Origin of the sequence: Dolichospermum sp. DET69 (assembly GCA_017355425.1) — a bacterium.
GTDB lineage: Bacteria > Cyanobacteriota > Cyanobacteriia > Cyanobacteriales > Nostocaceae > Dolichospermum.
Window position 1 is genome coordinate 5,313,162 of the sequence record CP070233.1, and the last position, 14,672, is coordinate 5,327,833.

The 14,672-nt window shown below is 36.2% G+C and carries 13 protein-coding genes; 8 read left to right on the forward strand and 5 right to left on the reverse strand.

All coding sequences use genetic code 11. The features are described 5' to 3' along the window. The first annotated feature begins 35 nt into the window (after nucleotides 1–35). Complete coding sequence (locus EZY12_24480) at nucleotides 36–1,208, forward strand: AAA family ATPase (GenBank protein ID QSX67765.1); 1,173 nt, start codon at nucleotides 36–38, stop codon at nucleotides 1,206–1,208. Then, complete coding sequence (locus EZY12_24485) at nucleotides 1,205–1,984, forward strand: hypothetical protein (protein QSX67766.1); 780 nt, start codon at nucleotides 1,205–1,207, stop codon at nucleotides 1,982–1,984. The genes EZY12_24480 and EZY12_24485 overlap by 4 nt, the downstream gene beginning before the upstream one ends. Before the next feature lie 16 nt (nucleotides 1,985–2,000). On the opposite strand, the gene EZY12_24490 is transcribed toward EZY12_24485, so the two are convergent. The 3 genes from EZY12_24490 to EZY12_24500 all read right to left on the reverse strand — a co-directional run bounded on the left by EZY12_24490 (nucleotide 2,001) and on the right by EZY12_24500 (nucleotide 6,557). Further along, nucleotides 2,001–3,218 carry a DUF4336 domain-containing protein gene (locus EZY12_24490; protein ID QSX67767.1) on the reverse strand — a complete coding sequence of 406 codons (1,218 nt, stop codon included), beginning with the start codon at nucleotides 3,216–3,218 and terminating at the stop codon, nucleotides 2,001–2,003. Nucleotides 3,219–3,355: 137 nt separating this feature from the next. Then, on the reverse strand, nucleotides 3,356–4,231 hold the full coding sequence (locus tag EZY12_24495) for a hypothetical protein (GenBank protein QSX67768.1): 876 nt from the start codon (nucleotides 4,229–4,231) through the stop codon (nucleotides 3,356–3,358). Between the two features lie 277 nt (nucleotides 4,232–4,508). Beyond that, the gene (locus tag EZY12_24500) at nucleotides 4,509–6,557 is read right to left on the reverse strand and encodes an AAA family ATPase (protein QSX67769.1); all 2,049 of its coding nucleotides are present in this window, start codon (nucleotides 6,555–6,557) and stop codon (nucleotides 4,509–4,511) included. A 173-nt stretch (nucleotides 6,558–6,730) separates the two neighbouring features. On the opposite strand from EZY12_24500, the gene EZY12_24505 reads away from it, so the two are divergent. Next, complete coding sequence (locus EZY12_24505) at nucleotides 6,731–6,985, forward strand: glycosyl hydrolase family 31 (GenBank protein ID QSX67770.1); 255 nt, start codon at nucleotides 6,731–6,733, stop codon at nucleotides 6,983–6,985. Here the strand turns inward: EZY12_24505 and EZY12_24510 are convergent. Continuing rightward, nucleotides 6,973–7,953, reverse strand: a complete 981-nt coding sequence (locus EZY12_24510; GenBank protein ID QSX67771.1) for an aldo/keto reductase — start codon at nucleotides 7,951–7,953, stop codon at nucleotides 6,973–6,975. The genes EZY12_24505 and EZY12_24510 overlap by 13 nt on opposite strands. Nucleotides 7,954–8,035: 82 nt before the next feature. Between EZY12_24510 and EZY12_24515 the strand changes: the two genes are divergently transcribed. The 5 genes from EZY12_24515 to ilvB all read left to right on the forward strand — a co-directional run bounded on the left by EZY12_24515 (nucleotide 8,036) and on the right by ilvB (nucleotide 12,677). Continuing rightward, complete coding sequence (locus EZY12_24515; protein QSX67772.1) at nucleotides 8,036–8,290, forward strand: hypothetical protein; 255 nt, start codon at nucleotides 8,036–8,038, stop codon at nucleotides 8,288–8,290. After that, nucleotides 8,290–8,706 (forward strand): putative toxin-antitoxin system toxin component, PIN family, encoded by a 417-nt coding sequence (locus EZY12_24520; GenBank protein ID QSX67773.1) that lies wholly within the window; start codon nucleotides 8,290–8,292, stop codon nucleotides 8,704–8,706. The genes EZY12_24515 and EZY12_24520 overlap by 1 nt, the downstream gene beginning before the upstream one ends. Nucleotides 8,707–8,767: 61 nt before the next feature. Then, the gene (locus tag EZY12_24525) at nucleotides 8,768–9,361 is read left to right on the forward strand and encodes a hypothetical protein (GenBank protein QSX67774.1); all 594 of its coding nucleotides are present in this window, start codon (nucleotides 8,768–8,770) and stop codon (nucleotides 9,359–9,361) included. Nucleotides 9,362–9,392: 31 nt separating this feature from the next. Continuing rightward, entirely contained in the window at nucleotides 9,393–10,649 is a 1,257-nt protein-coding gene (locus EZY12_24530; protein ID QSX67775.1) for an MFS transporter, read from the forward strand. Between the two features lie 135 nt (nucleotides 10,650–10,784). Then, nucleotides 10,785–12,677 (forward strand): biosynthetic-type acetolactate synthase large subunit, encoded by a 1,893-nt coding sequence (gene ilvB, locus EZY12_24535; GenBank protein ID QSX67776.1) that lies wholly within the window; start codon nucleotides 10,785–10,787, stop codon nucleotides 12,675–12,677. A 62-nt stretch (nucleotides 12,678–12,739) separates the two neighbouring features. On the opposite strand, the gene EZY12_24540 is transcribed toward ilvB, so the two are convergent. Further along, entirely contained in the window at nucleotides 12,740–13,135 is a 396-nt protein-coding gene (locus tag EZY12_24540; protein ID QSX67777.1) for a DUF1830 domain-containing protein, read from the reverse strand. Nucleotides 13,136–14,672: the final 1,537 nt, after the last annotated feature.

Consider the following 14,672-nt stretch of genomic DNA (forward strand, 5'->3'; position numbering starts at 1 on the left):
ATTCTATGGTATACAGCTTGAGCTAAAATAAGCCTATGAGCAATTTAGAAAACGTCACAATTCATCAATTTAGAGGACTTCGAGATTTAGAACTAAAGGATATTGGACGGATTAACCTACTTGTTGGTATTAACAACTCAGGTAAAACCAGTGTTCTAGAAGCATTATCTGTTTACTGTCATCCATTAGATATTAAAGTATGGCTCAGTACAGCACGTCAACGAGAACAGGATATTAGAGTATCCCGTACTCAGTCAATTGATGCACTAAGATGGTTATTTACACATAATTCTGCGTCTATTGTAGAACCTGATAAACCTATTATTCTTATTTCTAGTACAGGTTTATTTTCCGTAGAAAAGTTAATAGCAAGATATGAAGAAATGGAGGGAATATGGTTATCTGAAGAAAGAGATATAATAAATCCCATTGATAGAAACGAAGAAGAAATTGAAAATGAGCAGGAAATTGAAAATGAATATAGCCCAGGAGTTAGGAAAGGAATAGATTTAAAAATAGAGGTATTTACAAATGATCATCATTTAAGTTTAATTGATCAATCACCTAACTTTACTGAAAATTTTTTGCTATGGGAGGATGAACCTTTATATAGATTATCTGGAACTAGAGAGCCTAGCTTAAATACTTCTATAGTTACTCCATCATCTCATCGTTCAACAATTGGTCAGTTTCGATTACTTACAGAAGCTAGATTTCAAAATTTTAAATCTGATGTAGTGAAATTATTACAACAGATGGATAAAAATATTTCTGACATAGAAATTTTGTTATCCCCAGAGTCTATGAATTCTCGATTTAATATATATATTCAACATGAAAGACTGGGACTTGCACCAGTTAGCACTTTTGGTGATGGTATCCGTCGCTTATTACATATAGCTCTTAAACTTGCCAGTGTCAAAGGTGGTATTCTCTTAATTGATGAATTGGAATCAACAATTCATACAGAAGCCTTGCAAAATTCTTTTCAATGGTTAGTTAAATGGTGTACAGAAATGGATGTTCAATTATTTGCAACTACCCATAGTCTTGAAGCTGTTGATGCTTTATTAGAAGTTACTGAATCAGATTCAGATTTAGTGCTTTATCGCTTAGAACCAAAGGAAGAAAAAACAAAAGTAGTTAGACATGATGGACATAGATTAAGACGTTTAAGAGAAGAATTAGGTCAGGAGGTTCGTTGGTGAATCGGCAATATGTTTTAATTGGTGTTGAGGGGAATCATGATCAGGCTTTTATATCTAAGATTTTGTGTAAATTATTAGGCTTCTCTAAATTTGATGGGAAGATATCAGAACTAGATCCTTTTTGGCGGAAATTTATCCCTAATTACCCTAAAGGGGGAAATTTATATGTAAGACTTGATATGCCTGCAATTTTGTATACAGAAACTTTATCAGTCGCTTTATATGCAGGTGAAGGAAGTAATTTAATTACTAATTTGAATGATAAATTATCTGATATTGATTATTCTACTCTTTTAGCTTTTGCAATTATAGCTGATGCTGATGACGATACACCTAACAAAGTTGCAGAAAAATATCATCATGGTTTTCAAAAATATTTTCCTAATTTTCCTATTACAGTCAATGCAACTGGTAATGTCATAGCAGGTTCACCAAAATTAGGAATTTACATATTACCAGATAATTCTCAACAAGGAGTTTTAGATACTTTGATATGTGACTGTGGAGATTTAGTTTATCCTGAATATATGCAAAGAGCGAGAGAGTATGTAGATAGATTTTCTGAAGAAGAGAGAAAGAAAAAGCCTTTAAAATGGAAACCTTTTGATCAAGAAAAGGCGATAATTGCTACAGTGGTAAGTGTTCTAAAACCTGGTAAAACTAATCAAACAAGTATTAGTGATAACGGTTGGATTAGTTCTGAAACAGAATCTCAAATTCCAGCAATTCAAAATTTAACTAATTTTTTCAGGGATTTGTTGAATTTAGAACCTTGAATAATACCCTATAATTCTATACCTTATCTCTCGCAGGTGGCACAATACCAAGCTTATTTAACCCGGCATCAATATCTCTCAACAACTTAAAATCATCCTCCGGTAAAGGATAACTATTACTACTAACTAAACCCCCAACAGGCTGTTTTTCTAAAAATGCAAATGCTTGGCGAAATTGTTGCGGTTCTGCCTTAATTGGGGCATCAAAATGACAGGGAATAATCCATTTAAAATCCCAATTAGCAACTTTATCAGCCCAATTTATTGTTTCCTGCGGTGCGCGATTTAAAATCAAACTTTGTAAAATTGGCGCAACAAATACACGCCCATTTCCTCGTAAAATATCAAATGAATCTTGCCAATTTTCCCGCCATTGGAAAGGGAAAAACCCGAAATAGGCTTTGCGCGAACGTTCTGGGGCTTTTTCGGCATCACGCCATACTTCACTCCATGTAGGTACTTCTAACACACTGGGGCTGAAATATAAGGCGAATAATGTTACCCGTTGCCACCCTTTAAGGCGATTTGCTGGGCTATCTGTAACCATGTCAAAGGCTTTATTCTTAGCGTGGTAGAGTAAGGGATAGGGGTCAAGTTGGACAATTGCTGGTGGCTCTGCTGGTACTGAAACTATAGTATCTGTAAGTAGGAGGGTGTGCGATCGCTTGTGAAAAAAAGCCACCTCTGCAAACTTACCCAAACCTAAATCAATGGGTCCTAGTATCGCATAATCAAAATCCTCAGCAAAAGGGGCTTCCTGGCTATTTTCAGGCAGTATCTGAGTGCGTTTACCTGGTAAACCCAACCAACTTAAAGGCAGATTGATCGGAAAACTCCATTGTCCGGGCGCAACAAAAACCTGTGCATTGGTAAAACGTCGCGCAAAAGGACCAACAAAAACTTTATGTTCTATTCCCGATATCGTGGGCAAAATAATATACTTAACATCGCCGTGTTTTACCACCAACTCATTCAGCAAACGGACACATTCTCCCGTGGGTGCGACGGGTGCATAAACCAGCAAACCGCCTTTTTCTAGCTTAACTACAGTCATGCGAATTGGCACAACTACGTAGAAAATTCCCTGTAATTGATCAAAGGTCCAAATGGTATCTTTGACAACTTCTTTACGGATAGTACGCCGTTGACCATAAGGATAAATTGGCACAACAGGCCAAAACCGCCACGAAAAATCCTGGGGATGAATTTTTTCTATGTCTTCACTTTCCACCACTTTGCGAACCTCTCTCAATTCCCAATACTCAAATTTTTGTTTGCTTTTCTAAATTTGGAGTTTAGCAAATTATGGGGGTAATCAACATAAGATTATTTATTTTTTAGAAAGATTGGGTTTTTCACCAGGAGTGATTTTCATATCCCAGCTTGAGTTAATACCTCACTCAAATCAGCAACTAAATCTAAATTTTCTGCCCATTCTGTTAAATAACCATAATCCAAATTATCTCCTTGTAACTTAATTATCCCCAAAACATCACGCCATTGTTTTTCTAATTTACTTCCTTTTCCCCCACGCAGTTTTTGTAAAATAATATCTTCGGCTGAAGCTATCCAAAAAGCAGGTATTCCATCTAAATCAATTAATATTATCCTATTCATTTGTGATCTACTATAAGGTGAATTATCCGTAATATATATATCAGCATTAGCAATAGTTTCTGTATGGGTAATATTTAACATATTACCATAACCATTTTGTAAATATTCTACCGCACTGGCTAGACAATAATATCCAGCGGCTTCTAAAGTTTTTACCAGCAAATCTATTTGATTTAGTTTAATTTCTATCACCAAATCTAAATCACGAGTAGAACGTGGTTCTCCATGAATAGAACTAGCAACACCTTCACTAACATAGTAATCAATATTAATTGATTCAAAAAGTTGATGTAATTCACCTGCTAAAGAAATTGAATCTTGAATCCACATATTTTCATTAATACCTTTTGGTTGAAAATCATTAGTAAATTTTTCTCCTAATACAGCACGGGTAAATTTATTTCTAATTTCTTCTATTGTTAAATTACGATGTCTAAATTTAATTCCAGTCAGACATAGTTTTTTTACTCCCTTATCATGGGAAATAAACATTTCTAGGCGTTGTTTTAAAGTTAATTCTCTCAACCTATTAAACAAACAAATATCAGCTTCTATGGCTGTATCTGGGCTTTGGGGTTGATAATTAGACTTGGGAAGTGTTGGAAAAGACAAGTTTGATTTTCTCAGCATAGTTTAGAGGTTGGAGATATTAGAAAATACTTATAAAAACTGATTACTATGTGTATTGATAGAAAAATCAATGGATATGAACAATAGTCAATGTTTATGCAAGTTATTCAATTAATTACTTAGAGGATGTTTGAAAAGTTTTGGGCGAATATAAAGATGCCTCCGGCACGCTTCGCGAACGCTACTACACAAGCAAAGTCCAGATGGTGCGTGGACTAACGAAAAATTAAGGTTCTTTAACCCACGAAGGTGGGTTTTGTCTGTGTAGCTGCGACTTCTAGTCGCCAGGTGGGTATAAATTAGACTTTTCAAACACCCTCTTATTTTTATTTAAACATTTTTTTAACTCTTCTGCCAATTCAAATAAAAAATCTGGCTGATGTTTAATTATCAAGTCTGTAATCCGAAGACAATATTTAGGTTTGTTGTCATTAAAATTTAATTGAGTTTCACACAATTCTTGAAACACACTTTGAATAACATCTGCACCATGAACCTTAAATAACCAATTATCATTTTCTACACCTTTAAGCAAATATTGTTTTTCTTGCTGAATTTTATCAAAACATTCTTGAACTTGAGTGCTAGTAATAGGTGATTTTAACCATTTAGAATCTGCATTTTCAACACCAATTTCAGTTAATATTTTCTCTCGTTCTTTATTAATTATCACTGATATTGCTTCTGGGTGAAGTATGTAATTTTCATACATAGGTCGTTCTAAGAAATTAAAACCGCTCCTCTCTAAGTCTTTAAGCTGAGTAATTGTCTTACCTTCTCTATCAAATATAAATATAGATTTCTCTGGTATTAAACTTATTCCTGATGTGAGTTGCTTATGAAGTCTAGCAACAAGAGATGTGTGTTTACCATCTAATAGACCAGATACACTATCTACAGGTAAAATTTTCATGCCTTTCAATGACATTTCTGCTAAAAATTTCTCTATGATTAGCGGAAAACATTTTTTCTCAGTCGGACCTTCCACCCAAAGAACACTATCAGCACCAAAAACGTCTGATAATCTAACCCCTAGTTCATCTAGAATTTCCTTTTGGGACTTTATATCTATTTCACGTATAACTGATGCAGTTGTTTCACAATTTTCATATTTCAGCTTGATAATCTTAGAAGGATCTGCCGTTGTGATAATATCTGGTGAATGAGTAGCAATAAAATATTGATGCTGGGGAAATTGTTTAATAGTCTCTATCATCTTTTTAGCTGCACCTGGATGTAAAAATGATTGTGGTTCATCAATAATTAATGTTCTAGGTTCTTCCGAACAAACTAGGATATATACAATTGCTAAAACTTGACTAACGCCACTTCCACATGAAGATAGAGGAAGTGATAAATCATCTCTGTTAAGTTGAGTATCTAGCGTCCAAACTATAATTTCAACATTTGAATTATCTCTTGGTACTACAGAAATCCATTTTATTTCCTCCATAATTTCTGAAACTAATTTATTGAATTTTGCAAACATCCCTGGATTTTTGCCTTGTAAAATACATATTACTTCAGCAAGATTAGAAGCATCTGATTTGAGTTGATCATTATTTTCAAATTTGCAAATATCTATATTAAGGCGTTCAGCTTTAAATTTATAGATACTACTTGAAAATGTCTTGAACATTTGATAGCCTATACTATCATAAAATTCTGCTTTATAGCTACGATGCCTATATATATCACCATCTTCTGTATCTTTAGTAATATCGTATGAAAAAGAAATTTTTTCATTATCTTTATATTCAATTCTATAGAAAGAATTGCCATCACTCTTAAATTCTGTTGGAAAAGACTCAAAATTAAGTAACTTTTCCAAATCTTTATTCTTCATTTTTCTACCAGCGAATAAAAAGAACTGTATTTCCAATGAATCATGTTCTAGTTTTTTATTAAATTGTTGCAATGCTTCAGACATATATCGATCAAATTTATCTTCAGGATGTTCTTGAGGTTCATATCCATCTTCATCTTCATACTGATATTGATCTTTAGAACCAATTGAAGATACTCCTTTGCGTGCAGGTATTCCAACATTGGGAGAGAACTGTTTGATAAAATTTCGGACTTCTTCTGTGCTAATCTCCCAAATAATTGCTATTTTCGATTCTTCTTCTAAAGTCACTCCCTTATTTGGTAATGTTTTTAAACTTCTATGCTGCTGATCTTTAAAATCCAGAGTCAGCACCTCAAGTAAAGATGTTTTGCCCGCATTATTTTTTCCAACAATAATATTGACCCCTGGCGTAAATTCCATTACCCCAGAGTCGAAATAAGACTTATAATTAAATACTTGAAGTTTCTTGATGTACATTTTGTGTTATTTATTTACTCGGTTAATCCTAATATTAGCAATTTTACTTAAATTTGACAAGTAAAATAGAATAAATACAGCACAGCATTGTATAAAATACTCGACAGATGTTAATGATAAAGAGCGTTAGCTTAACTAAGCGCTAAAATAATTAAAAATTAGGAGATCAACAAATGACATTAGGAAATTTAGCAATTGTTAGAAATGGAAAAATAGAATTACTAGATCCTCTATCTATCCCAGAAGGAACAAAAGTATTTATTATTCCTATTCTAGCAGAAGAAAATAATCCAGAAGAAACAGAAAACTGGGATAATTTCTCTTTAAATAACTTAAATAAATGTTATGCAGAGAATGAACCAGAATATACATTAGAATCAATCAAAGAATATAATCCTGATTATGAAAAATTATCTCACTTTGTCTGAAAAATATTCTGCACCATTTTCTTCTCCACCTTATCAGCAGCAATATCCAACTCTACAACCTCACCATCACTTAAAAACCACCCCAAAGCCCCAATATTATCTTTCACTTGTTCCACACTTTTAGCACCAGGAATGGGAATTGTCCCTTTACTAATACACCAATTAATCGCCACTTGAGACATAGTTTTATTTCTATTATTTGCTATTTCCTGCAAACAGCCTAAAAGCGGTTTCATTCCTGGTAATAACTGCTTACATAAAAAACCCCGAATACCTTTAGGAAAACTACTATTTTCGGAAAACTTCCCAGTTAATAAACCCAAGCCTAAAGGACTATAAGCAATTAATTTAATTCCCAAATCATCACAAACTTCTTTTAAACCTAATTCCGTGACTGGATAAGTAGATAAAAGTGAATATTGTACCTGCAAAGTTTTAATAGATATGCCTCTTTCCTGAAATCTTTGATGTACCCATAAAAGTCTTTTTGTGCCGTAATTAGATAAACCGACACCTTTCACCAAACCTTGCTTATATAAATCTGCTAAACCATCTAATAAACCCACCTCTTGCCAAGGTGCATAATTAGCGGTAGACCAGTGCATTTGCACCAAATCAACATTTTTACCTAATCTTTTTGCCGAAGCATTACAAGCTGATATAATTGAGTTTCTTGTCCATCTCCAAGGATAAGCAGCTAACTTAGTCGCAATGCAAATATTCTCTTTATCTATGCCTGGATATTCTTGGGCAAATTTTCCTAAAAGTAACTCACTGCGTCCCTTTAATCTGCCTGTCCCGTAGGAATCGCCCGTATCAAATAAAGTGATACCATTGCCAACACAGAGATTAAATACCTCTTGCAACTGGTTATCCATGCTTTCATTGTATCCCCAGAGCAGTTGGTTTCCCCAAGCCCAAGTTCCGCATCCCATCAGAGGTAGATTTAGTGATTGGTCAGTTTGCATACTCAAGAAGTAGTTTATGGTTTTATTTAATGATATTATGGATAGTATCCATTTTTTTCAGAATTAAGTAAATGAGGTAATTATGGAACAAACAATTACTATTACCTTTACCCCAGAAGGAAACCTAGAACTTCCTCCAGAAATTCGAGAACAGTTTGTTAATGGTGAAAAATATTCAGTTACGATAAATGAAAATGGTATTTTTTTTAGAAAAGCTCCTAAATTTGATTGGCAGGAATTAAGGAAGAGAAGAGAAGCCGTAAATGATCCTCATCCTTTAACAACAGCAGAAATTTGTGAAATTGTCCGAGAAGTTCGCCAAGAAAATACTCAATAATGAAAGTAGTTTTAGATACAAATATTTGGGTATCTGCTATCATTTGGGGTGGTATTCCTGATCAGATTTTACTTTTACGTGAACAACAAAAACTAACAATTGTTATGTCTCAAGAATTGTTAGATGAATTGGAAAGCACATTCAATAAAAGAAAACTAGCACCAAAATTAAAAGCATTAAGTTTAACAGTTCCCACAGTCATCAATCTTATTCAAGAATCAGTGATTTTTTATCCTATTCAACAATTGAATGTTCCTGAACTAAGAGATGCAGATGATAATATTATTTTGGCTACTGCTATTGCTGCTAAAGCTGATGTGATTATTACAGGTGATCAAGATTTACTAATTTTATTTGCATATCAAGGAATTGCAATTAGAACAGCAAAAGATTTCTTGAACGAATATCAAATTTAATTTAATTCACGATTTATTACACGAAACGTATCCTTATTATTCACCATATCAAATCAAGTAAATGCCCATTATTATTTGCCCTGGAATTCATGAACCAGCATTAACAGAAAGCTTTATCCAAGCGTGCTTACATCAAAGTGGTGAAAGCGTTAGCAATGTAAAGCAAGTAGATATACTGATTTTTCCTGGACAGGGTTATTTAACTTTATCAACATTTCATATTTTACATTTTTTGTGCGATTCCTTCGGAGCGCCTAGCTATCGCCTGAGTAATAAGCTAAAATCGCCTGTTATGTTCATTTGCTTTAGTGCTGGTGTAATTGGAGGTATAGGTGCGGCCACAGCCTGGCAACTTTTGGGAGGTCATGTTCAAGCTTTTATTGCCATTGATGGTTGGGGAGTCCCTCTAGTGGGTAACTTTCCTATTCACCGTTTAAGTCATGATCATTTCACCCATTGGACTTCAGCTTACCTCGGCATGGGCGAAAATAACTTTTACGCCGAGCCAGCAGTTGACCATTTAGCAATGTGGCAGTCCCCCCAATCTGTCCAAGGGCAGTGGGTAAACCCCTCTTTTGGTTTCTCTCCCCCCAAAAATTACCTCAGTGCATCTGAATTTCTCAATCTCATATTAGAACGCTATAAAGAGAAATAGTAATTATTTATCCCCCATTCCCAAGTATCTAATGTTTCCCACTGAACCTACTACCGTTAACAATGGTTTTGCCGCATTACTGAAAAACAGGGGTTTTATGCTTCTGTGGATTGGTCAACTGATTTCTCAATTGGCAGATAAGGTGTTCTTTGTCTTAATGATTGCCTTACTCAAACTATACTTGCCTGTTAATGACCTAGGGCAAGACGGCCGCTTTTATTTGTATATGGCATTTACAGTGCCAGCAATGTTGTTTGGTTCTGCCGGTGGTGTGATAGTTGACCGTGTACCAAAAAAACTGATTATGGTCGGTTCAGATGTGGTGCGGGGGATATTCATGTTGTTAATTCCCTTCCTGCCACGAGAATTTGCAATTCTGTTATTCTTTACCTTTGCCATATCCACCGTTACCCAGTTTTTTGCTCCCGCAGAACAAGCTTCAATTCCGCTGTTGGTGAAAAGAGAGAGTTTAATGGCTGCCAATGCCTTATTTAGTAGCACAATGATGGCAGCATTAATTATTGGTAATGCAGTGGCTACTCCCATGTTGAATTGGTTTGAAAGCTTTAATCAAGGCTTTGGTAAAGAATTGGTAGTGGGCTGCTTGTATCTGCTTTCTGCCGTAATTATGATGCCAATTCATTTTCAAGAACGCAAACATATTGATAAAAACGCAGCCGCAATTAATCCCTGGGCTGAATTTTTGCTAGGACTGCGCTATCTCAAACAAAATCGGCTGGTGTGGAATGCCATGCTACAAATTGTCACATTATACTGTGTATTTGCCGCCTTGATAGAATTAGCCATTGGCATGGCGGCGAGGTTACATTTAGCACCAGAAGAATTTAGCTCTTTTGTAGCTGCGGCTGGGGTGGGTATGGTGATAGGGGCTGCTATTTTGGGGAATTTTGGACATCGCTTACATGATAAACCCTTGCCCTTAATTGGGTTTTTGATTATGGCTTTTTCATTAAGTTTATTCGTCTTTATTGATAACCAACCCCTAGCATTAGGAGTCTGCATTTTCTTGGGCGTGGGTGCGGCTATTATCAACGTGCCAATGCAAACATTAATTCAGCAACAAACACCACCAGAAATGCACGGTAAGGTATTTGGATTTCAAAATCATGCCATTAACATCGCCCTTACTGCACCTCTGCTAATTACAACAAAGCTAGTTAATGCCTTTGGTTTATCAGCAGTTTTGTTAGGAATGAGTATAGTTGTCGGGGCTGTTGGTTTCTGGACTTGGCAAAATACTCGGCGGGTATTGCAAGATGTGATCTAAAAATTGTACAATTATAATTCCTTCTCAATGCTAATAAATATAGCTTTCTTGTGCAATTGTGAGAATTCTTACATTAAAATGAAGTTTTAAATACAGAATCTAAGCGTTAATTTTAGCTATACTTTGAGGTTAACCGTGCTTTCGTCTTCTCAAATCAGTCCCCCAAAATCTGAAAATCACAACCAGTCTTCTGTCTCTAACTCCCCAGTTGTCTTACCCCAACGGGCATCTGGCGGTTTTGCACTCATAGATAGTCTTCTCCGTCACGGCGTTGAGCATATTTTTGGTTATCCCGGTGGCGCAATTCTGCCAATTTATGATGACCTCTACAAAATAGAAGCGGCGGGTGCAGTCAAACATATCTTAGTTAGACACGAACAAGGTGCGGCACACGCCGCTGACGGTTATGCTCGTGCTACTGGTAAAGTTGGAATATGCTTTGGTACTTCTGGTCCTGGAGCAACCAACTTAGTTACAGGTATTGCTACGGCTTACATGGATTCTATTCCCATGATTGTAGTCACGGGACAAGTACCTAGAGCTTCTATTGGTACAGATGCTTTCCAAGAAACAGATATTTACGGGATTACCTTACCCATTGTCAAGCATTCCTATGTAGTCCGTAATACTAAGGATATGGCACGGATTGTCGCGGAAGCTTTTCATATTGCCAGCACGGGGAGACCGGGACCTGTTTTAATTGATGTTCCTAAAGATGTGGCACTAGAAGAATTTGATTATATACCTGTAGAACCTGGTTCAATTAAATTACCTGGCTATCGTCCTACAGTCAAGGGAAATCCTCGGCAAATTAATGCCGCCATTCAATTAATTCGTGAAAGTCGCCGCCCATTGTTGTATGTTGGGGGAGGAGCGATCGCCGCCAATGCCCACGAAGAAATCAAGGAACTGGCAGAATTATTTAATATCCCCGTCACCACTACCTTAATGGGTATCGGTGCATTTGACGAACATCATCCCCTCTCCTTGGGAATGTTGGGAATGCACGGCACAGCTTACGCAAACTTTGCCGTTACAGATTGCGATTTATTAATTTGCGTTGGGGCGAGATTTGATGACCGAGTTACAGGTAAATTAGATGAATTTGCCTCTTTAGCTAAAGTCATTCACATTGATATTGACCCCGCAGAAGTCGGTAAAAACCGCGTTCCTGAAGTTCCCATTGTCGGTGATGTTAAAAACGTCTTAAAAGACTTATTACGCCGATGTCAAGACGCAAATACTAAAGCTACACCTAACCAAAACCAAGAATGGTTAAACTTGATTAACCGTTGGCGACAAGATTACCCTTTAATTGTCCCTCATTACGCTGACAGTATTTCCCCCCAAGAGGTCATTGTTGAAGTTTCCAACCAAGCCCCCCACGCATTTTATACTACAGATGTTGGTCAACATCAAATGTGGGCTGCCCAATTCCTCAAAAATGGACCAAGACGCTGGATTTCTAGCGCCGGTTTAGGAACAATGGGTTTTGGTGTTCCTGCGGCTATGGGTGCAAAAGTGGCTTTTCCTGACGAAGAAGTTATCTGTATCAGCGGTGATGCCAGTTTCCAAATGTGTTTGCAAGAGTTAGGAACATTAGCACAATATGGCATTAATGTCAAGACTTTAATCTTAAATAATGGTTGGCAGGGAATGGTGCGTCAGTGGCAAGAAGCTTTCTATGGACAGCGTTATTCATCTTCTAACATGGAAGTAGGAATGCCAGATATTGAGCTTTTAGCACAGGCTTATGGTATCAAGGGGATGGTAATTACTAAACGGGAAGAGTTGGCAGATAAAATTGCCGAAATGCTGGCACACAATGGACCCGTGATTGTGAATGTCCACGTTACCAGAGATGAAAATTGTTATCCAATGGTAGCCCCTGGTAAGAATAACTCGCAAATGGTTGGTTTACCTAAGCCGACACCAAGAAACGCAGTTGAATCAATTGCTTGTAGTAATTGTGGGACCCAAAACCAACCTAATCATAATTTCTGTGGTGAGTGTGGAACTAAGTTGTAGTTAGATTTTGTAGGGGTAAAGCGTAATGTGCTTTACCCTTGTGTGGAATTGTGATGTGATTTTCAATCAATAGATGCCAATTCAACGGATTGTAAAGGTTTTGTCTTATCTGCAATTTTCTTATTGATTTCTGACCCTATTGAATTATTACTACTAGGATTTATCCCCGCAGATGAGTTATTTTGTTCTTCATCAGTGGTAACTTCATGGATGATCATGCGATTGCACGGAATCGTATCTGATATAATAGCGCTTGCCATCATCCCAGTGTGGATTTCCATTTGCGCTGCTGGAGGAACTTCAAACACTAGCCTTTGTCCAGGAAATACAACCCTTTCAAAGTACCAGTTAGGAATATTGGAGATACGAGCCACCTGGATCTTACTCGTAGCGTTGACGTAGCAGCAGAGAATCTTCCCCGAATGCTCCGGTGGTAGAGGATCTAATATCTGAGCCATAACTGCTGAGGAGCTTATTTGCGCCACAATTTTACATTACATCAGTAAAGCTAACACCCGATGATCCCAAGTTACTGTAACTGCGACTACCAACTGCAATTTTCTGCATTATTTCTATCTAAAGTTATGTTTTTTTTATAAACATTTCCTGAAAAATCGGAGATCTAGGAATTATTTGTAAATAGTTCTTCCTCGTCTATTTTATCATAACAGATTCTCAACCTGTTGTCAACCCCTGAATACTCTTTTTTGGGCTTTTGTCTGAATCAGGATTTACAGGATGGTTTTTTGGTTAACATCAGGATTTGAGGAGTTTATGAACTGACATTGTCTGAATCAGGATTTTCAGGATTTAAGGATTTACAGGATGGTTTTTGGTTAACATCAGGATTTGAGGAGTTTATGAACTGACATTGTCTGAATCAGGATTTTCAGGATTTAAGGATTTACAGGATGGTTTTTGGTTAACATCAGGATTTGAGGAGTTTATGAACTGACATTGTCTGAATCAGGATTTTCAGGATTTAAGGATTTACAGGATGGTTTTTGGTTAACATCAGGATTTGAGGAGTTTATGAACTGACATTGTCTGAATCAGGATATCCAGGATTTAAGGATTTACAGGATGGTTTGTTGGTTAACATCAGGATTTGAGGAGTTTATGAACTGACATTGTCTGAATCAGGATATCCAGGATTTAAGGATTTACAGGATGGTTTGTTGGTTAACATCAGGATTTGAGGAGTTTATGAACTGACATTGTCTGAATCAGGATTTTCAGGATGGTTTTTTGTTGACATCAGGATTTGAGGAGTTTATGAACTGACATTGTCTGAATCAGGATTTACAGGATTTAAGGATTTACAGGATGGTTTTTTGTTGACATCAGGATTTGAGGAGTTTCTGAACTGACAATAAATGTAAAATATGTTTCAAGCATATTTTTCTTAGGAGTTTAGCTATAGAATGTGTCAGAAAACAGAAATATATCAAACAAACAGATTTTCAATATCTAAAACCCCCTAAGAAAACCATCCTGAAAATCCTCAAATCCTGAAAATCCTGATTCAGACAGTTGATAGAATGTGTCAGAGAACAGAAATATATCAAACAAACAGATTTTCAATATTTAAAACCCCCTAAAAAACCATCCTGAAAATCCTCAAATCCTGAAAATCCTGATTCAGACAGTTGATAGAATGTGTCAGAGAACAGAAATATATCAAAAAAAGAGATTTTCAATATCTAAAACCCCCTAAGAAAACCATCCTGAAAATCCTCAAATCCTGAAAATCCTGATTCAGACAGTTGATAGAATGTGTCAGAGAACAGAAATATATCAAACAAACAGATTTTCAATATTTAAAACCCCCTAAAAAACCATCCTGAAAATCCTCAAATCCTGAAAATCCTGATTCAGACAGTTGATAGAATGTGTCAGAGAACAGAAATATATCAAAAAAAGAGATTTTCAATATCTAAAACCCCCTAAGAAAACCATCCTGAAAATCCTCAAATCCTGAAAATCCTGATTCAG